Genomic DNA, 18,944 nt, shown 5'->3' with positions numbered 1-18,944 from the left:
GGGCGCATGGGTCAGGGTGACCGATTGCATTGCATTCTGCAAACCTGCGCGCGGGTTTGGGGCGTCGGGGCGATGTCCACGACATGCTCAACCGCGTGTCTGACAGTGCCCATCGTGCCCGGTGGGGCGTCGAACGGCGCGGCGATCCGGTTGCCCGCGATATCCTCCAGCGCGGGGTCAAGCCGGAGCGTGTAGCGCCCCGTCTGCCAGGGCGCGCTCGGTGTCAGGGACCAACCGCCGCCATCGCTGGCAATCCGCCCGCGCACCCGGCGCCCTTGCGGGTCTTGCAAAGTCAGAAGGCGCCGGAGCGTGGCGGGATCCATGATCCGGTCAAAGGTGATGGAGAGCGGGGCGTGGCTGCCCGCCGGGGGCGGCGCGACCTGCCAGGTGGCGGGGTCGATGGCTGTCTGCTCGGGCGGGCCCACCCGGAAGGTCATGCGCGAGGGTTTTCCCATCGGCGCGCCCGCAGCGCTCCGCATCCTTGCCGCGAGCGTCAGTTGATAGGCTTCACCTGCCTGCAAAGGCGCGCCGCCGATCCGGTTCGGACCGACCCCCTGTTTGATCCGCCCGGGGTCGAGCAGAAGTGTCGCGCGGGTCTGGTCATGGTCCCAGAGCTCGGTCGCGAGCGACAGAAACGGACGCTCGACCGGCGTGCCATCGGCTTTGGTCAGAGTGAGGGCGTCGCGCAGCTGTCCGCGTGCCATGGGGGTGGAGAAGTGCAGATAGAGCCGCAAGGTGTTCGCCGGAATCACTGCCTGCGCCGGGTCGAACCCGATCAGAGCTGGCGCTTCCTCCGGCAGGGCAGGCGGCGTCACGGTCAGCGCGTGACGCGCAGAGGCAAGATCAAACCGCAAGGTATAGCGCGTCCCCGGCTTCAGGGCGAAGCGCGGGGTGACCCGCAGCTCCGCCCCAGTTTCGGCGATGGACAGGGGCATGCCCCGCGTGCTGTTCAGGCCCGCAATCTGCAGGCGCAGGGGCGCACCGGACAGAAGCGCGGCCCGCTCGGCGGGGCTCAGCCCGGTCACCCGGATCTCGCCCGCCGCCGCGTCATAGCCCGCGCCCGGGGCCGCCCATCCCGCGACACTCGGGAGGAGCCACGCCAGCAACAGTGCCCAGCCCATGCGCCCCCGCATCAGTTGTACTCGAGCGGCGGCGCCGCCTTGTAGCCGAACGGATCCGGACCATCGGCGAAGTTCATCTCCACGATGTGATCGGCCCGGTCAAAGAAGAACGGCAGCGGCAAGGTGTGCAGCTGGAGATTGCGCGCATCCTCCGGGCTGCGGCGCACCACGACCGCGAAGCTGTCATCCAGCGTGTCGAGATGAAGCGTGCCGCTCATGGGTAGGGGGAACTGGGCCACACCGGCCACGGAAAAGACCGGCTGCACGCCTTCGCCATGGGGCATCTCTTCGGCCTGCGCCACCGCATCAAGGCTCATGGAGACAGCAGAGCGGTTCGAGTTCGTGACCACCAGATTGCTGCTCCCCTCCCAGGCATTCACATAGGGCACGATGTCGAGCGGAGTGTTCCCGAACCCCATCTCGCCGATCATCGTCCCGCGCAAGGCGGCGCCATCGGTCAGCGCGTCGAGCGGGATCCGCACGATCGGCGTGCAGGCATAGACCGCGATCAGGGTCGGGGTGCCGTCGAGCTCGGTGATGGTCTGGCTGATGATGGGCGCCCGCGTCTCATATTGCGCGTGGACCGCGTGCCAGATCTCGATCGAGGACTGGGCCACCTGATCCGTGAAAGGGTAGGGAATGCGACGCAGGGTCGAGCTGAACTCCTCATTCGAGAGGCCCGCCACGAAGATCTCGCCCTGATAATAGTCGATATCCGTGATCGCGAGACTGTTCAGGGGTTGCCCGAATTCAAAGGTCTCGGCCTCGGGCACGGGGCCCACGCTTTGCGCGCTATGGGGGGCGGAAGCGAGATCGACGAGCTCCAGCGCGCCGTTATTCACCGCAAGGATCACCGCCTCGGCCTCGGGCCCATGGCCGCGATGCACCGACAGGAAAATCTGCTTGCTCGGCTTGTGCACCACCATGTCATTGATCACCACATCCCCGGGTGGCACCCCGAGCAGTCCGGCGATCTCCGTGTCCAGCCCGTCGAGGATCGTGCGCCCCTCAAAGGTCTGTGCCCGGCCCAGTTGATACGCGGACTGGTCCGCAACAAGCGCCGAGAGGTCAAAGGCATGGACCAGCCCGGCCTTGCCATCGCCGACAAAGAGCACATTGCCCGTGTCGAAGGCCAGTGCGCCTGCGGAGTGCAGCTCCGCCGAATGGATCGGGGTGGATCCCATGGCCATGGCAAGGGCGCTCGCCGTGAGGGTGGATCTGGAAATGGACATCGCGGTCTCCTTTCAGATTTCGGATGCCGCCAAGCTAAGCGTTGTGTTTTTTGTGGCTAGATGGAAAGAAGTGCCCTCAAGGGTCACAAAATGAGAACATAGTCATGGGCCAGATCGAGGACCTCCGGATGTTTGTCACCGTGGTCGATAGCGGGGGGATCGCGCGGGCGGCGGATGTGCTGGGCATCGCGAAATCCGCGGTCAGCCGGCGTCTGAGCCAGCTTGAGGATCGCTATGGCATGCGGCTCATCGATCGCCAGCCGCGCACATGGGAGGTCACGACCGCGGGCCAGGAGCTTTATCAGCGGGCCAGCCTCATGGTCGCCGATGCCGAGGATCTGGACGCGGACTTCATGCATGCTGCCCATAGCTTGCGCGGGCCCTTGCGGGTCAGCGTCGCGCGGGAGTTTGGCCTGTCCTTTCTCAAACCGACCCTGTTTGCCTTCCTCAAGGCTCATCCGCAGATCGACATGACGCTCGATTTCGATGACCGGATGGCGGATCTGGAGAACGAGAATTACGATCTGGGCGTGCGCATCGCTTCGGACGATCTCGACGGGCTCGTGCATCTGCCCCTGGGCGTCACGCGCCACGGCCTCTTTGCCAGCCCGGGATACGCCGCCGAGCATGGACTGCCGGAGACCCTGTCGGATCTGCCCAAACATGCCCTGCTGCACTACGGGTCCGCGCGGCGCGCCCGGTGGGAGTTTCTCAGGGAGGGCAAAACCCAGGCGGTGACCTTCCAACCGGCCCTGAACTCGAATAACGGACCCTTCCTGCTCGACGCGGCGGCGCAGGGGCTGGGCATCATCAAGCTGCCGGATTTCATGGTGGCGGAGGCGCGGCGCGCCGGAGTGGTTATCCCCGTCCTCGCCCAGAGCGAGATGCCTGATTTCCGCATTCAGGTCGTCTACCCCGCAGGGCGTCGGATCAACAAGCGCATGCGCGCCCTGATCGACGCGCTGCAGGCGGGGTGCCGGGTGCTCGTCACCTGAAATGCGCGCGGTGCCTAGCCGCGCAGCCCCAGTTTCTGCAACAGACGGTCCCGCTTCATCAGCCACCAGCCCGCCTCAATCGGCCAGCGCCCGTGGTTTTCATCCGCGCCAAGCGCAGCCGCAGCGTGGAGCGGCCAGTTCGGGTCGTCCAGCAACTCGCGCGCCAGAGCGATCATATCGGCTCGCCCCTCGGCAATCAGCGTGTTGCAGGTTTTGGGATCCCAGAGAAAGCCCACGGCCATGGTGGCCATCTCGGCCTCCTCGCGCAGGGTCGCGGCAAAAGGCGCCTGGAAACCTTCGGTGATGGTCATGCGGCGCGGGCGGTCCTTGCCGCCGATCCCTCCGCTCGAACAATCGATCATGTCGACGCCCGCAGCCTTCAGCGCCCGGGCGGCTGCGACCGTGTCCGCGACCTCAAGCCCGCCATCGATCCAATCCGTGGCCGAAAGCCGGAAGGCGAGGGGCAGATCCTCGGGCCACTGCGCGCGGATGGCGCGGGCAACCTCCACGGCGAAGCGCTGCCGGTTCTCAGCCGAACCGCCCCAGGCATCGGTCCTGTGGTTGGACAGGGGCGACAGGAATTGGTGGATTAGAAAGCCGTGCGCGGCATAGACCTCGATGATCTTGAACCCGGCCTCCCGCGCGCGGCCCGCCGCCGCGCCGAAAGCGGCAATGATATCGCGGATCTCGCCCTCGGAGAGCTCCGTGGGCGTGGGCCATCCTTCTGCATAGGGCAGGGGCGAGGGGGCGCAGGCGGTCCAGGGAGCCTCGCCGCGCAGCGCCTCGTCTTCGGCATCCACCGGGGTTTCCCCGTCCCACGGGCGGCGTTCGGAGGCTTTGCGCCCGGCATGGCTCAGCTGGATGCCGGGGACGGCGCCCTCGGCGCTGAGGAACGCCGTGATCGGGCGCAGGGCCCCGATCTGCGCGTCGTCCCAGAGACCGAGATCCCCGTGGGTGCGCCGCCCGTCGCGGGTGACCGCGGTTGCCTCGGCATAGACCAGTCCCGCCCCGCCAAGCGCGAACCGTCCGAGATGCACCATGTGCCAGTCATTGGCGTGGCCCTCGCGAGCGCGGTACTGGCTCATGGGGGAGACGGCAACGCGGTTCGCGAAAGTGACACCGCGCAAGGTGAAAGGGGAAAAGAGATCGGCCATCGGGCACCGGTTTCTGCTGGAGTATGGGTCGCACCCTAGCGATCCCGGCGCGGCCGGAAAGCCGCGCCTGCTCACGACCTGGTGAGCGGGGGGGGCAGGCCGGATCGCCCCGGCCCGCCCGACGCCCGGATCAGAGCGCGAAGGTCCAGTCTTGCGGCACGAAGCGATAGCCCTCGCCATCGGTCACCACATGGCCAACCCCCGGGAAGGGCAGGTGCATCCCGGCCACGGTCAGGCGGCTCTCGGCGACTTCGGCGAGCAAGGCCTGCCGCGTGGTGACTGCGGTCTCGGGATCCACGTCAAAGCCGATGGCGGCGGCGGGTTTCGGGAACTGGAAGGCCGCCACATGGATGATATCGCCCCATATCAGCATCTCTGCATCCCCGGAGGACACAAGGAAGCCCGAATGCCCCGGGGTATGCCCGGGTAGGGCCCGTGCGGCGAGACCGGGCAGAAGCTCGGTATCCCCGTCAAACGGCATGACCTTGTCGCCATAGGCTTCGATCACAGCAACGGCCAGATCGAAGAAGCCCTGAAATGCTTCCGGCACCTGGGCCCTGATCTCGGCATCTGTCCAGAAGGCGATATCGGCAGAACTCACATGGATACTGGCATTGGCAAAGACCGGTCCGGCCTCCCCCAGAAGCCCGCCGATATGGTCCGGGTGCAAATGGGTTAGCACCACATGGGTGACGTCGTCCGCGGCAATCTCGGCGGCCTCAAGTGCCGCGGGCAGCGCGCCCAATCCGGGGAAGGCATTCGCACCCCCGGCATCCACCAGCACGGTCTGGCTGCCATTGCGCAGGACATAGGCGTTCACGCCCGTGGGCATGGCGGGGCCTTCGGCGAAGGCCGCGCGGGTGAAGGCTTCGGCCTCCTCGGCGGAGAGGTTCGAGAAGTTCTCTGGCCCAATGGGCAGGGAGCCGTCCAGCAGCGCGGTGACGATCCAATCGCCCACGCGGAAATGCTGGACCCCGATGACCTGGGTGACGTCGCCATGGCCAGCGGCCTGTGCCATGGGCACGAACTGGATGGCGAGCGGTGCGACCGGGGCGGCAGCGGCGAGTTTAAGTAGGGCACGACGGTTCATGATGGGGCCTCCGAGGAGAAAGGCGGTCCGGTAGATTGCAGGGCTTTTAAGAGGCCTGCACCGGGCAGCAACACTGTCTGACATGAGCGGCATGGCGCGGGCCCATGGTGGGTAGGACCCCTTGGGCGATGCCAATACCGCTCTCGAGCCTTGGATCGTTTCCATTGCCGCAGGACCTGTCAACCGCAAGTCCCTGTGCATCATCGCACAGCCTGTCGGCACCGACCCCCGCGCAGGGCTCAGCTATGGGCGGCCAGCCCATGGACCAGCCGCGAGGCATCCAATGCGGGGCGGCGCAGGGCCAGAAGCCGCCTTGCCTCGGTATCCTTCCCGAGCTTCAGGAGCGCGCCGAGCAATGAGATCTCCAGCAGGTCCCGCTGCGCCCGACTGCCGCCGAGCCGGGCATGGTCGGCCATGGCGGAGGTCAGCAGGGCTGCCGCCTCCGCCCAATCACCGCGCGCGATAGCCAGATAGGCCGCCGCAATCGGCGTGACGAGATCTCCGGTGAGGTCGTTGGGTGCCTCAAGCAGCTTGGCCATCGCCTCCCCGTTTCCGGCCATGGCATGGGCGAGGGCGGCGTGAATATCCACGAACCCGAGCCCGGATTCTGGAAAGAACTGCGCGGCATATCGGCTGATCTCGGACCAGCGTTCCGGGGCCACGGGCAGGCCTGCCAGCTCCGCCCGGTAAAGAAGCGACGCTGTGTCCGTTAGCACATTGATCGGCAGTCCTGCGCTTGCCGAGGGGCCGATATCCGCATCGATCCGCGCCCACATCACCTCTGCCTCCCCCTGTTCCAGCGCCCAAAGGGCCGCGTGCCAGGAGAGATGGCCGTGCAGGTAGCCCTCCCGGTGATACCCGGCGAGCCAATCGCCCAGATAGGAGATCCCGCGCGCGGGCTCCCCGGCCTCGTAGTAGATATGGCTCCGCACATGGGCGCCATTGGCATTGTCCGGATTCAGCGCCAGAGCGCGGTCGATACACTGATCTGCCGGATCCAAAGCCCCCGTCTCGCAAAGGGCAAAGGCGTATTGGCTGAGACACCACCAATCCTCCCCGTAATGGGGCAGAAGGGCGGCCGTGTAGGCGAGGATCTCCGCCTCCCGCCCCGGCTGGCCTGAGAAACCGATCAGACCGAAAACCGAGGAGCAGGTCTGCGCCACCAGCGCATCCCGAGGGAAGCGGTCCACATGGGCGCGGATCGCCCGATAGGCCTGCGCGGTCTTTCCGGAGATCAGAAGATCCATCGCGTGGACATGGCTCTGCTCCCGCTCGGTGATCCCGGCAGTCAGATCCCGGGCAGAGGCCATGGCCGCGCCGGCGCGTGTCATATCGCCTGTATTCTGGAGGCCGCGGGCCAAAGCCACATGGCCAAGGGCAAAGCCCGGATCCGCCTCGATCGCCTGTTCAAACGCATCAACAAAGCGAACCTGCCCGGCCAGCAGCAGGTCGAGCCCAGCTACATAGCGGTCTCGGGCGCGGGCCGATTGCGTGCTCAGCGGATTGTCATAGCGGTCCTTCATGGCGGGGCTCCTCCTGTCGTGAGGGCAGCCTAGACGCGGGGCGCGCGCCGCTCCAACCGCTTTCTCGTCTCCGGCCCCTAGCGCGGGATGTCGGGAAAGACTGTGGATTGCTTTACGACGCCATAGGCAAAGCCCGTGTCGATCGAGGCGATCCCCTTGATCTTGTGCAGGCGGTTGCGGATGAACCGCTCGTAGCTTTGCAGATCCGGGACCAGCACCCGCAACAGGTAATCCGTCCCCCCGGCCATCACATAGCAATCGACCACCTCGTCGATCCCCTGCACTCCCTGCTCAAAGGCCGTGGCCGCCTCGCCGGAATGCCGCTCCAGCGTGATGCGGACAAAGGCGGTCATCGACAGCCCGAAGGCGCGCTCATCCACCACGGCGGCATAACCCTTGAGGATGCCGGCCTTCTCGAGATTGCGTACCCGGCGCAGACAGGGCGAGGGCGAGAGGTTCACCCGCTCCGACAATTCCTGATTTGTCAGCCGGCCGTCGCGCTGCAGCTCCTTGATGATCTGATAGTCTTTGGCATCCATGGCGATGTTCTTAGCAGAATCTGCCAATACAAGATCATCTGGAAGCAGGATTGGCAATCCAAGGCGTTGGGAAAGCTGCCATAAGCAGCGTGCAATCAGAAAGTGGTCCCATGTCCGTCCTCACAGCCTCCTTCCGCCCCATCCTTCTTCCGTCCCTCGGGGCGGGGCAGGCGATGGGCTATCTCGCCATGACAGCAACCGTGTTTGTCTGGGCTGCCTTCGCCCTGAGCACGCGGATGAGCGATGGCGCCGCACTGGCCTTTGCCGATATCGCCCTGATCCGCTCCCTCGTTCCGACACTCGTTTTCTTGCCTTTTCTGCCCGCGCGGATGGGCATGATCCGGCGGGCGGGCCTGCGAAACTGCGCGATCATTGCGGTGGGCGCCGGGCTGCCCTTTTTCTGGCTCGCGGTGGCCGGGGCGGCTGCGACCTCGGCGGCCCATGTGGCCGCGCTGGTGGCCGGGACGGTGCCGGTCAGCGTGGCGCTGTTGCTCTGGCTGCGGCATGGGGAGCGCCCCTCGGCCCTGGGCAGCCTCGCGCTGGTGTTGATCCTGGGCGGCGTGGCTCTGATGGTGGGGCCGATCAGTGGGCAGGCGGTCATCGGTGGCGTGGCGGCGTTACTGCTGGCATCGCTGTGCTGGGGGGCCTTCACGCTGGCCGTAAAACGCTCCGGCCTCGATCCGCTGGGCTGCGCGCTGGTGATTTCGCTGCCCTCCACGGTGGCAATCGGGGTGCTGCTGGCCACCGGTCTGGCCCCGACGCATTGGGGGGCGTTCACGTTGGCGGAGGCGATGCCATTCATCCTCGTGCAGGGGATCCTTGTCAGCGTGCTGGCTGTGGCGACCTATGCTTTCGCCATTGCCCGACTGGGCTCGGCCCGCTGCGCCGCGTTGGGCTCGGCCACCCCGGCGCTCGCCGCGCTCATGGCGATCCCGGTCTTGCAGGAGCAGCCGGATCTCGGCACCTGGATCGCCATTTGTGTCATCTGTATCGGCGTGGCCCTCTCGGCGCGCGCGTCGCGCGGCGTGGTCTGACCCTGCCCTGCCGGGCATCGTTGCCTCGGGCCGCGCCCTCATGCCATAGGGGACCGTATCCTGCAGGAAAGACCCAGATGGCTGGCACCCCGCCGGGGCTCGATCATCTCGATCTCAAGATGATCTCGGCCCTGATCGCGCTGATCGAGGAACGGTCCACCACCAAGGCGGCCCGGCGGCTGCATCTTGCCCAATCCACGGTGTCGGGGACCCTGGCCCGGCTGCGCGATGTCTTCGAGGATGAGCTGCTGGTGCGGCAGGGCCGCGATCTGGTCCCGACCGCCCGCGCCGAGGAGTTGGTACAGGCGCTCCGCCCCCATTATGACGGGCTGGCCGCGGCACTGGGCGAGCTGCGCGCCTTTGATCCGGCGCAGGACGCGCGGGTCTTTCGGTTCGGCTGCACCGATGCGCTGGCGCTGAGTGCGCTGCCCGCCATGACCGCGCGGCTCCGGGCGGAGGCCCCCCATTGCGATCTTTCGGTGCGGATCGGCGATTACCGCTCCCTCCCGGAGATGCTGGCGCGGGGCGAGGTGGCGACCATCGCGGGCTATTTGCGCGACGATCCGGCGGCGAGCGCCAAGATGCGCGTGCTGCGCCATGCGCCCTGGGTCGTGCTGCGCAACAGGGGGGCCGCGCCGCTCGAAGGGCTCGACGATTTCTGCCAGCGCCCGCAAGCGCTGGTCACGCCCATGGGAGACCTTGCGGGCTTCGTGGATGACCAGCTGCGCGAGATGGGGCGGACCCGGCGCGTGGCGCTCGGCCTGTCGAGCTTTGCCCTGATCCTTGCGACCCTGCCGGGCACGGACCTGATCACGACACTGCCGGATTTCGTAGCAGAGGCCTTGTGCCAGCACGGGGCCTTCGCGGTGGAGCCCTGTCCCGTGGCGGTTCCGCCGGTGACCAACACGCTCGCCTGGAGTGCAACTACCCATCGCGACCCTGCCGAGCGGTGGTTCCGCGATCTGGTCAGCGCGTCTTTCCCGCCGGGCAGCTGACCTCGGGCAGGCCGATTTCGGCTATCGGCAGATCCGATTTCCCGCCGCATGGCCCGGCCCCCATCTTGGGATCCACACGCGTTTCACAGCAGAGGATCCCATGGCGCATATTCTGATTGTTCTGACCTCTCACACGGTGCTGGGCCGCACAGGGCGACCGACCGGGTTCTATTTCGAGGAGCTTGCGACCCCCTATTGGGCGCTTCTTGACGCGGGCCACGCGGTCACGCTCGCCTCGATCCAGGGCGGCGCGGCGCCCCATGATCCCACCAGCCTCGATCCCGACCCAGCGCAGCGCCCCGCAGCTGTGCAGCGGTTTCTCGAGGCGCCCGAGGCCATGGCGCAACTGGCCGACACGCCCGCTCTGGAGACGCTGGACCCTTCCACCTATGACGGGATCTTCCTGCCCGGGGGCCATGGCACCATGTTCGACTTCCCCGAGAGCCGCGCTCTCGCCGCGGCCGTCAGCGACATCTACGCGCGCGACGGCCTCGTGGCCGCAGTCTGCCATGGTCCGGCCGGGTTGGTGAATGCGACGCGGGGCGATGGCACGCCGCTGGTTGCGGGGCTGCGGGTCAATAGTTTCACCGATGCCGAGGAGGAGGCCGTCGGGCTTACCAGCGAGGTTCCCTTCCTGTTGGAGACCCGGTTCCGCGCGCTCGGCGCGCAGTTTGTGGGGGGCGAGACTTTCACCGAGACGGCGGTTCGCGATGGCCACCTGATCACCGGACAGAACCCGATGTCGAGCGCTGCTGTTGCGACCCTGATGCTCGAAGCGCTGTCCGAGCGCCGCGATGCGGCCTAAAGCATATCACACAGCCCCGCGCCCTCAGGCCGGGGAGATCTTTCTGGAGGACCCATGGAATACCTGCATACGATGGTGCGTGTCTCGGATCTGGATGCGTCTCTCGCATTCTATTGCGACAAGCTGGGGCTGGTGGAAACCAACCGATACGAGAACGCCCAAGGGCGCTTCACCCTTGTCTTTCTCGCCGCTCCCGGCGATGCGGAGCGTGCGCGCGAGGCGAAATCCCCCTTGCTCGAGCTGACCTATAACTGGGACCCCGAGGCGTATACCGGCGGGCGGAATTTCGGCCATCTGGCCTTTCGCGTGCCGGATATCTACGCCACTTGCGCGCGCCTGATGGAGGCCGGGGTCGAGATCAACCGTCCGCCACGGGACGGCCATATGGCCTTTGTCCGCTCCCCGGACGGGATCTCGATCGAGCTTTTGCAGGCGGGCCCGGATCTCGCACCGCAGGAGCCCTGGGCCTCCATGCCCAATACAGGCAGCTGGTAAGGGAAGGGGCGATCCGCGATCGCCCCATGCCTCAACCCTTTTTGGCGTCCGATGCAAAGCGCGCGGCGTTCTCGGCGGCAAAGGCCCCATCATCCGCAGCCGCGTCCCAGAATTGCGGCTGCGCCTTGGGGATGGTCAGCGCCTTTTGCACCGCCGGGCGCGCATCGATCCGGTCGAACCACGCGGTCAGCGCGGGCAGGTCCGAGACCTCGACCTTGGCCCAGGGATAAGCCCGCGCCCAGGGATAGGTCGCCATGTCGGCAATGGAATAGGCGTCGCCCGCCAACCACTCCCGCCCCTCAAGACGCGTGTTCAGCACCTCGAGCAGGCGGCGGGTCTCGTCCACATAGCGCTTGATCGAAAACGGCTCCTCATGGCCGTTGGGTGCGGCGATCCGCTGGAAATACATGGCCTGCCCCATCATCGGGCCGATCCCGCCCATCTGAAACATCAGCCATTGCAGCACCTCGGAGCGCGCCTTGGGCGCCTCTGGCAGGAACTGCCCGTATTTCTCGGCCAGATACCACAGGATTGCGCCGCTCTCGAACACGGGGAAATCGCCATTGCCGCGATCCACGATGGTCGGGATCCGCCCGTTCGGGTTCAGGCGCATGTAGTCCGGCGCTTTCTGCTCCCGTTTGGAGAAATCGATGAAGGTCAGATCATAGGGCACGCCAGCTTCCTCCAGGAAGATGACGGGCTTGTAGCCGTTCATCGTGGCGGCGGTGTAGAGATGGATATCGGGTGCGGACATGGGCGGTCTCTCTGGCAGGTGTGGCTCTCGGATCCCTTGACGGGCAGGGACCTGCAGCGGAAGCTGGGAAGCAAATGCACCAAAAGCAATTAGTATACTTTTGGTAACCTAGGCAGCGCGAGGAGGCGCGATCACATGGAGGCGCGGGTCGAGACCGATGCGGCGGGGCGGCGGCAGGTGCATGATGCCTGCACCGAGCCCTGCGCGATCGAGCGTGGAATGCGGATCATCGGCGGCAAATGGACCGGCTCGATCTTGTGGCATCTCAAGGATGGACCGGTGCGGTTCAACGATCTGGCCCGCATGGTCGGGGGCGCCTCGAAGAAGATGATCACCGAGCGGCTGCGCCATCTGGAGGCCCATGGTCTCGTCTCGCGGCAAGTGATGGAGACCGCGCCGGTCTCGGTGCAGTACGAGATTACCGCGCGGGGTCGCACGGCGCTGGGTGTGTTGAACGAGCTGCGGGAGTGGAGCGAGCATCTGCCCCAGCTGCCAGATGGTGGCTGAACTCGCGCGGTTGAAGCCCGCGCCGATCCCCGCAATCCACCCGGTCCCCGAATATGCCGCGACAGGGGCGCTGGCCGAGGCCTATGCGCGGACCAAAACGGGCTTCGGCGTGCCCTGGATGGGCGTGGTGGCCATGGCCTTCGCGCAATATCCCGCGTTCTACGACCGTCTCTGGTCCGCGCTGGACCCCATGGCCCGCAGCGCGGCTTTCGCGACGGCCTGTGCAGAGCTGCGCGCGGAGGCGGAGGCGGAGGCTGCTGCCCTCTCCCCGGCACCCCTCGTGGGGCGGCTGCGCGCGCTGGGCTATGACGCGCGAGAACTGGAAGAGATCCGCGCCTGCAACGAGGTCTTCTCGGCGGGCAATATGCCCTATCTGCTGATGGCGACCCTCGCGCGGCGGGTGCTCGAAGGGCAGGATTGGGCCGGGGGCGTGACGCCCGGACCTGCGATGCCCGTGCCGCCAGCGGTGCCGCGCCCGCCCCTGATCGAACCCCATCATGCGGATCCGATCATCGCGTCGCTTTACGGCGAGATCCGCGAGACCTTGGGCCTGCCTTTTGTGAATACCGACTACCGTGCCTTCGCCCGGTGGCCGAGCTATTTCATCCCTGCGTGGGAGGACTTGCGCCGGGCGGTCCGGTCCGCGGCCTATGAGGGGCATGTGTGTCGGGTGCATGACAAGGCGGTGGCCCTGGTCGCGGGATTGCCGAGCGCGCCCGGCCTGATGGCAGAGGATCTGCGCGCGGCCGCGGCGCAGGATGCATCGGTTGCGGAAGTGCTGGAGGTCGTGCGGCTCTTTCAGTGGCTGCTGCCGGGGCTCGCGCTCAATGTCGGGTTTCTCCGCGCTCAGTTGCAGGAGACGCCATGAGCGCCGGAGCCGGTCCCCGTGACTTGAGCCACGCCGCAACACTTGCCCGAAACGAAAACGGCCCCGGAATTTCCGGGGCCGTTTCTAATTATGAGGTGGGGATCACTCCGCCGGCATGGTCGCGGTTTCCGGGTCGATGGTGGTGGCAACACCTGCGGCTTCGCGCCGCCCATCGTTCCAGATCGCCTTGATCAGCGCGAGGCACATGAGCGCCATCACGATGGAGAAGGGCAGCGCCCCGATCACCATCGCGGTCTGGATCGCGCCCGTCCCGCCGGAGATCAGCAGACCGCCAACCACCAGAGCCAGGGCCGCCCCCCAGAAGAGGATATGCGGACGCGCCTTGGGGCCCTCATCGCCCGCCGCGTTGATCGTGTTCACGATCAGAACCGCGGAGTCTGCGGAGGTCACCAGGAAGGTCAGCAGCAGCACAACGATCAGAACCGCCATGCCCCAGGCCAGAGCCTCGGCGATGGGGGCGAGCATGAACTCGGTCATGGCGAAGATCTTGTCGCCATTGGCCGCGCCCAGGATCACGCCATCGGCGCCTCCGTTGAGCTCCAGATCGATCGCGGTGCCACCGGCCCAGGCGAACCAGACAAAGCACATCAGCGACGGAACGATCATGGCGCCCAGAACGAATTCGCGGATCGACCGGCCGCGCGAGATGCGCGCGAGGAAGAGGCCCACGAAGGGCGCAAACGCGATCCACCAGGCCCAGTAGAACACCGGCCACCAGCCTTGCCACTGGGTCAGCAGGAAGGCTTCGGAGCCCTCGACCCCGTCAGAGCTGTAGACGTTGAAGCTCAGGAAAGGCAGCGCGATCAGGTAGTCCCAGATGCCCACGAAGAAGGCCATGGCACCGAACCAGGTTGCGCCGAAGAGGATGAAGAAGCCGAGCAGGAAGATCGACAGGGTCATGTTGATGTTGGAGAGCCACTTGATGCCCTTGCCGACACCGGACAGTGCCGAGAGGGTCGAGGCCCCCATGATCACCAGCAGGGCGATCACGATACCCAGGGTGGTCGCGGAGCCATCGGCATTCGCAAGGCCGCCAAACCCGATCCGAGTCAGACCCGCCACGAATTGCTCGACCCCGAAACCGAGGGTCTGGGCCACACCGAGGATGGTGGCCACCACGGCCACGATGTCGATGATATGCCCGACATTGCCCGACAGGGACTTGCCGAAGAGCGGGGTCAGCGAGGACCGGATCGTCAGCGGCAGGCCGCGGCGATAGCTGAAGAACGCGAGCGCAAGACCGGCAATCGCATAGCAGGCCCAGGCGCCGAGACCCCAGTGCAGGTAGGACCAGACATAGGCGGTGCGGACGTTATTGGCATCGAGCGCAGTGGTTTCGCCCATGATCACGGACGGGTTGTTCTGGAAATGCGCGACGGGTTCGGCCACGGCCCAGGTCAGCATGCCGACACCGATACCGGCGCCGAACATCATGGAAAACCAAGAGAAATTCGAAAACTCGGGCTTCTCTCCGGCCACGCCGAGATTGAGGCGACCGGCAGCCGGCCAGATGGCCAGACCGATACATACCAGCACAAAGGCGGTCACGACCCAGATATACCAGGCGGCGAACTGCGCCAGGATGGCCGTATTCCAGTTACCGAGGATCGTGCCAGCTTCCGTAGGCCAGACAATACACCAGACGACCAGGACGCTGATGATGATCTTACTTACGACTGTCACGTTTAGGCTGAAGCCTCGATAAAAACCGCTATCCGCAGTTTTGATCGGAAGCTCCGATAGTGGGGGCTTTATAGACACTTCTCTGTCTCCCTGTGGACTATCACACGTTTTACGCGTGTTCTTGAATGAGCGTATCATACGGTACGTTCATCTTTTGGTAAGTTGCAACATGGGCGACTATAGTTGCAGCCACAGGAAACTTTGGATGCTCAATCGCGCACACTTACGCTCCCTAAGCGACGTCGATATTCGCCTGGTCCGCATTTTCATTACGGTGACCGAATGCGGGGGATTTGCCGCTTCGGAAGTGGAATTGAATATCGGCCGCTCGACAATTTCGAAGCATATCTCCGATCTGGAACTTCGGATCGGCCTGAAACTCTGCAATCGCGGACCCTCCGGGTTCTCCCTGACGCCCGAGGGCGAACTGGTGCTGGAGGCCGCGCGCAAGCTCTTGGCCTCCATCGATGGGTTCCAGGCCGAGATCGACAGCATTCACACCCATCTGACGGGGACGTTGCGGGTGGGGCTGTTTGATCAGTCCTCCACCAATCCCAACGCCCATGTGGCCGAGGCGATCCGGGCCTATGACGCGATTGCGCCTGATGTCTCGCTCGAGATCGCTCTGGCTGCCCCGGGGGTGTTGGAGGCGCGGGTCAGCGATGGCTCCCTCGATCTGGCCATCGTGCCGATCCACCGGGATTCGAGCCATCTGGCCTACCAGCCGCTCTATTCCGAGCACATGACGCTTTATTGTGGCGCGGGCCACCCGCTCTTTGATGCGGATCCGGCGACCTCCCTGTCCGAGCTGGATCTCGGGCGATACAAATACGCGGGCTACGCCTTCAACTCACCCAACATGCATGCGGGCGTTGGTCTCGGCGTCGAGCGCAGCGCGCGGGTGCAGGAGGAGGAGGCGCTCTCCCTTCTGGTGCAATCGGGCCGCTATCTCGGGTTTCTCGCTGATCACGTGGCCGCAGCGTTTTTGCGCGAGGGGCGGGTTCGGCCCGTGGCCCCGGCGGAAACCGCCTATGCCACGACCTTCGCCGCCATTGCCCGCCGCAATCCCGAGCCCGATCGCAAAACCCGCGAGTTCCTCGATTGTCTCAAGGCCGCCCACCCCGCGCCCTGAGGGCTGCGATCAGATCACGCAGGCCTTCGCGGACAAAGAGTGCTAGGCCCGGAGCGACCCGAGGAGACGACGCCCATGCCCCGCCCTGCCGCGCCCGACTATGTCTTTGCCCCGCCCGCGCCCACGAGCCTATCGATTGCCGGGCAGGCCGCGCGGTTTCCCGTGCGCCGGGTCTATTGCGTCGGGCGCAACTATGCCGCCCATGCGGTGGAGATGGGCCATGACCCGGAGAAGGAGCCGCCCTTCTTTTTCCAGAAGAACCCGGACAACCTGATCCCGGAGGCCGAGACCTTCCCCTATCCGCCCGAGACCACGGATGTGCATCATGAGATCGAGATGCTCGTCGCTCTGCACCAGGGCGGGGCCGAAATCCCGGTGGCGGCGGCGCTGGACTGCGTCTTTGGTTACGGCATCGCGCTCGACATGACGCGCCGGGATCTGCAGGGGCAGATGAAGAAAATGGGGCGGCCCTGGGAGATCGGGAAAGCGTTCGAGATGTCCGCCCCCGCCGGGCCGCTGCACCCGGTGAGCGCTGTCGGCCATCCCGAGGAGGGGGCGATCTGGCTCAAGGTCAACGGCGCGCTGCGCCAGAGCGGGGATCTCAACCAGATGATCTGGAAAACCGCCGAGATGATCGCGATCCTGTCGCGCTTTTTTGTGCTGCAGCCGGGGGATGTGATCCTGACCGGCACTCCGGCCGGGGTGGGCCCGGTGCAGCGGGGTGAACAGCTGGAGGCCCATGTGGCCGGGCTCGGCACGCTGGATCTCACCGTGACCTGAGCGCAGGCGGGGGACTGGCCATCAGCCCCCCGGATCGCGCAGTATCCCCCAGGACGGGCCCCGGCCCAGGATCCTTGGGAGGGGACATGACACTGCAGGACATCGAAAGCTTTGCCGCGGGGGCCTGGGTACCGCCGGGCGCGGATGCGCGGATCATTCACGATGCGGTCACTGGCGCCGCGCTGGGCCGGGCGGGCAACAGCGCCCTCGATCTGGCGGCGATGCGCGACCATGCCCGTCGCGTGGGTGGTCCGACCTTGCGGGCCATGGGATTTCATGACCGGGCCAAGATGCTCAAGGCGCTGGCGACCCATCTCAACGCCCATAAGGAGGTGCTGCACGCCCTGTCCCTGCGCACCGGGGCGACCCGGAGCGACGGCAAGATCGATATCGAGGGCGGGATCGGCACCATGTTCGTCATCGCCTCCAAGGGGCGGCGCGAGATGCCCGACGGGCAGGTCTATCTCGATGGCGGGGTCGAGGCGCTATCCCGCTCCGGCAGCTTTGTCGGCCAGCATATCTGCACGCCGCTGCGCGGGGTTGCGGTCCATATCAACGCCTTCAACTTCCCGGTCTGGGGCATGCTGGAAAAGCTCGCGCCGACCCTGCTGGCGGGGATGCCCGCGATCGTCAAACCCGCCACGGCGACCTGTCAGGTGACCGAGGCCTGCGTGCGGCTGGTGCTGCAGAGCGGGATCCTGCCCGAGGGCGCGCTACAGCTGGTGACGGGCGGGCTCGGGGATCTGTTGGACCAGCTCGACTGTCAGGATGTAGTGAGCTTCACCGGATCCGCGGAGACAGCCCTGATGCTGCGCGGCTCTGAGCATCTGTTGCGCAACTCCGTGCGCTTTGTGGCCGAGCAGGACAGCCTGAACGCCTCGATCCTTGGCCCCGATGCGGGACCGGGCACGCCGGAGTTTGACCTCTTCATCACCGAAGTGCACCGCGAGATGACCGTGAAGGCCGGGCAGAAATGCACGGCCATCCGGCGGATCCTCGTGCCCGAGGCCCATTTGGATCCGGTGTTGAGTACGCTCTCGGCGCGGCTCTCGGAGACGGTGGTCGGTCATCCCGCCCATGCAGAGACGCAGATGGGCGCGCTGGTTTCCGCCGGGCAACGGGCCGATGTGCTCGCCAAGGCGGAGATCCTCGGGCAGGAGGCCGAGCGGGTCTCTGGCGATCCGGCGGCCTTCGAGGTCCAGGGCGCCGATGCGGAGGCGGGGGCGTTCTTGCCCCCCATGCTTTATCATTGCGCCGATCCGCACGCGGCCCAGGCGCTGCACGCGGTGGAGGCCTTCGGCCCCGTGGCCACGGTCATGGGCTATGGGGATCCGGGCGATGCGATGGATCTGGTGAACCGGGGCGGAGGCAGCCTCGTCGCCTCGGTGATCACGGCCGATACCGGGTTCGGGCGCGACATTGCCCTGGGGGCGGCGGCGTACCACGGGCGGCTCTATTTCAACAACCGCCACAGCATGGCCGAGGCCACCGGTCATGGGGCGCCCTTGCCGCATATGGTCCATGGCGGCCCGGGTCGTGCCGGTGGCGGCGAGGAGCTCGGCGGGGTCCGCGGGGTCCTTCACTATATGCAACGGACCGCGATTCAGGGCAGCCCTGACCTGCTGACGGCGATCGGCGGGATCTGGGTGCCAGGCGCGGCGCAGCACTCGGGTCCGTGTCACCCGTTCCAGCGTCGGTTTGGCGATCTCGAGATCGGCGAGACGCTTGAGACCCAAGCGCGGGAGGTGACCCAGGACGACATCGCCCATTTCGCGGAGTTCACCGGAGATCGCTTCTACGCCCATCTCGACGAGGCCGCCGCTGCGCGCAACCCGTTCTTCCCCGGGCGGGTGGCCCATGGCTATCTCCTGCTGTCCTTTGCCGCCGGGCTCTTTGTGGAGCCTTCAGAGGGGCCGGTTCTGGCCAATACGGGCCTTGCGGATCTGCAGTTCGAGAAGCCCGTCGTGCCGGGCACTTCGGTGCACGCGCATCTGACCGTCAAGCGCAAGACGCGGCGGACGGAAGAATATGGCGAGATCCAGTGGCATGTGGATCTTCACGATTCCGAGAACGATGCAGTTGCAACATACACTCTGAAAACGATGGTTGCATATTAGGCTTTCTGAGAGGGGAGGCGCTGTATTTGTTGCTGTTTTCGCGCCAATCGGCGGAAAATGGACAAAATGCTGCATGGGCGAAATAAGTGCTTGCTTGAA

General features: G+C 66.0%; 18 protein-coding genes. 10 read left to right on the top strand and 8 right to left on the bottom strand.

Annotated features, from left to right (window positions below):
• Window positions 1-11 precede the first annotated feature (11 nt).
• Both ACP153_RS04140 and ACP153_RS04135 read right to left on the bottom strand, forming a co-directional pair.
• A complete protein-coding gene (locus ACP153_RS04140) occupies window positions 12-1,121 on the bottom strand; it encodes an Ig-like domain-containing protein (protein ID WP_424969699.1) in 1,110 nt (369 codons plus the stop codon).
• Between the two features lie 11 nt (window positions 1,122-1,132).
• Window positions 1,133-2,353, bottom strand: a complete 1,221-nt coding sequence (locus ACP153_RS04135) for a hypothetical protein (RefSeq protein WP_424969698.1) — start codon at window positions 2,351-2,353, stop codon at window positions 1,133-1,135.
• A 104-nt stretch (window positions 2,354-2,457) separates the two neighbouring features.
• Here ACP153_RS04135 and ACP153_RS04130 point away from each other — a divergent pair, with 104 nt between their 5' ends.
• Entirely contained in the window at window positions 2,458-3,348 is an 891-nt protein-coding gene (locus ACP153_RS04130) for a LysR family transcriptional regulator (RefSeq protein WP_424969697.1), read from the top strand.
• Between the two features lie 14 nt (window positions 3,349-3,362).
• On the opposite strand, the gene ACP153_RS04125 is transcribed toward ACP153_RS04130, so the two are convergent.
• From ACP153_RS04125 to ACP153_RS04110, 4 genes are all read right to left on the bottom strand, one after another.
• A complete protein-coding gene (locus ACP153_RS04125; RefSeq protein ID WP_424969696.1) occupies window positions 3,363-4,502 on the bottom strand; it encodes an NADH:flavin oxidoreductase/NADH oxidase in 1,140 nt (379 codons plus the stop codon).
• A 130-nt stretch (window positions 4,503-4,632) separates the two neighbouring features.
• On the bottom strand, window positions 4,633-5,592 hold the full coding sequence (locus tag ACP153_RS04120; RefSeq protein WP_424969695.1) for an MBL fold metallo-hydrolase: 960 nt from the start codon (window positions 5,590-5,592) through the stop codon (window positions 4,633-4,635).
• A gap of 239 nt (window positions 5,593-5,831) precedes the next feature.
• Window positions 5,832-7,115: a tetratricopeptide repeat protein gene (locus tag ACP153_RS04115; RefSeq protein WP_424969694.1), complete on the bottom strand. Its 1,284-nt coding sequence runs from the start codon at window positions 7,113-7,115 to the stop codon at window positions 5,832-5,834.
• A gap of 77 nt (window positions 7,116-7,192) precedes the next feature.
• Entirely contained in the window at window positions 7,193-7,654 is a 462-nt protein-coding gene (locus tag ACP153_RS04110; RefSeq protein WP_424970008.1) for an Lrp/AsnC family transcriptional regulator, read from the bottom strand.
• A gap of 110 nt (window positions 7,655-7,764) precedes the next feature.
• On the opposite strand from ACP153_RS04110, the gene ACP153_RS04105 reads away from it, so the two are divergent.
• The 4 genes from ACP153_RS04105 to ACP153_RS04090 all read left to right on the top strand — a co-directional run bounded on the left by ACP153_RS04105 (window position 7,765) and on the right by ACP153_RS04090 (window position 10,983).
• Window positions 7,765-8,688 carry a DMT family transporter gene (locus ACP153_RS04105; protein WP_424969693.1) on the top strand — a complete coding sequence of 308 codons (924 nt, stop codon included), beginning with the start codon at window positions 7,765-7,767 and terminating at the stop codon, window positions 8,686-8,688.
• 77 nt (window positions 8,689-8,765) lie between these two features.
• The gene (locus ACP153_RS04100) at window positions 8,766-9,683 is read left to right on the top strand and encodes a LysR family transcriptional regulator (protein ID WP_424969692.1); all 918 of its coding nucleotides are present in this window, start codon (window positions 8,766-8,768) and stop codon (window positions 9,681-9,683) included.
• A 100-nt stretch (window positions 9,684-9,783) separates the two neighbouring features.
• Entirely contained in the window at window positions 9,784-10,488 is a 705-nt protein-coding gene (locus tag ACP153_RS04095; RefSeq protein WP_424969691.1) for a type 1 glutamine amidotransferase domain-containing protein, read from the top strand.
• 54 nt (window positions 10,489-10,542) lie between these two features.
• A complete protein-coding gene (locus ACP153_RS04090; protein ID WP_424969690.1) occupies window positions 10,543-10,983 on the top strand; it encodes a VOC family protein in 441 nt (146 codons plus the stop codon).
• 31 nt (window positions 10,984-11,014) lie between these two features.
• On the opposite strand, the gene ACP153_RS04085 is transcribed toward ACP153_RS04090, so the two are convergent.
• On the bottom strand, window positions 11,015-11,737 hold the full coding sequence (locus ACP153_RS04085; protein WP_424969689.1) for a glutathione S-transferase family protein: 723 nt from the start codon (window positions 11,735-11,737) through the stop codon (window positions 11,015-11,017).
• A 135-nt stretch (window positions 11,738-11,872) separates the two neighbouring features.
• On the opposite strand from ACP153_RS04085, the gene ACP153_RS04080 reads away from it, so the two are divergent.
• Window positions 11,873-12,244, top strand: coding sequence for a winged helix-turn-helix transcriptional regulator (locus ACP153_RS04080; protein ID WP_424969688.1), 372 nt, complete (start codon window positions 11,873-11,875; stop codon window positions 12,242-12,244).
• Window positions 12,234-13,112 carry a hypothetical protein gene (locus tag ACP153_RS04075; RefSeq protein ID WP_424969687.1) on the top strand — a complete coding sequence of 293 codons (879 nt, stop codon included), beginning with the start codon at window positions 12,234-12,236 and terminating at the stop codon, window positions 13,110-13,112. The genes ACP153_RS04080 and ACP153_RS04075 overlap by 11 nt, the downstream gene beginning before the upstream one ends.
• Window positions 13,113-13,214: 102 nt before the next feature.
• On the opposite strand, the gene ACP153_RS04070 is transcribed toward ACP153_RS04075, so the two are convergent.
• Window positions 13,215-14,894 (bottom strand): BCCT family transporter, encoded by a 1,680-nt coding sequence (locus ACP153_RS04070; RefSeq protein ID WP_424969686.1) that lies wholly within the window; start codon window positions 14,892-14,894, stop codon window positions 13,215-13,217.
• Window positions 14,895-14,985: 91 nt separating this feature from the next.
• Here ACP153_RS04070 and ACP153_RS04065 point away from each other — a divergent pair, with 91 nt between their 5' ends.
• The 3 genes from ACP153_RS04065 to paaZ all read left to right on the top strand — a co-directional run bounded on the left by ACP153_RS04065 (window position 14,986) and on the right by paaZ (window position 18,845).
• The gene (locus ACP153_RS04065; protein ID WP_424969685.1) at window positions 14,986-15,948 is read left to right on the top strand and encodes a LysR family transcriptional regulator; all 963 of its coding nucleotides are present in this window, start codon (window positions 14,986-14,988) and stop codon (window positions 15,946-15,948) included.
• A 75-nt stretch (window positions 15,949-16,023) separates the two neighbouring features.
• Complete coding sequence (locus tag ACP153_RS04060; protein ID WP_424969684.1) at window positions 16,024-16,728, top strand: fumarylacetoacetate hydrolase family protein; 705 nt, start codon at window positions 16,024-16,026, stop codon at window positions 16,726-16,728.
• An 86-nt stretch (window positions 16,729-16,814) separates the two neighbouring features.
• Window positions 16,815-18,845 (top strand): phenylacetic acid degradation bifunctional protein PaaZ, encoded by a 2,031-nt coding sequence (paaZ, locus tag ACP153_RS04055; protein ID WP_424969683.1) that lies wholly within the window; start codon window positions 16,815-16,817, stop codon window positions 18,843-18,845.
• Window positions 18,846-18,944 lie beyond the last annotated feature (99 nt).

It is taken from the genome of Dinoroseobacter sp. S76 (genome assembly GCF_049801095.1).
Classification (GTDB): domain Bacteria; phylum Pseudomonadota; class Alphaproteobacteria; order Rhodobacterales; family Rhodobacteraceae; genus Dinoroseobacter.
Note: the sequence above shows the minus strand (reverse complement) of the source record. Positions and strands in the feature narration are given on the sequence as shown.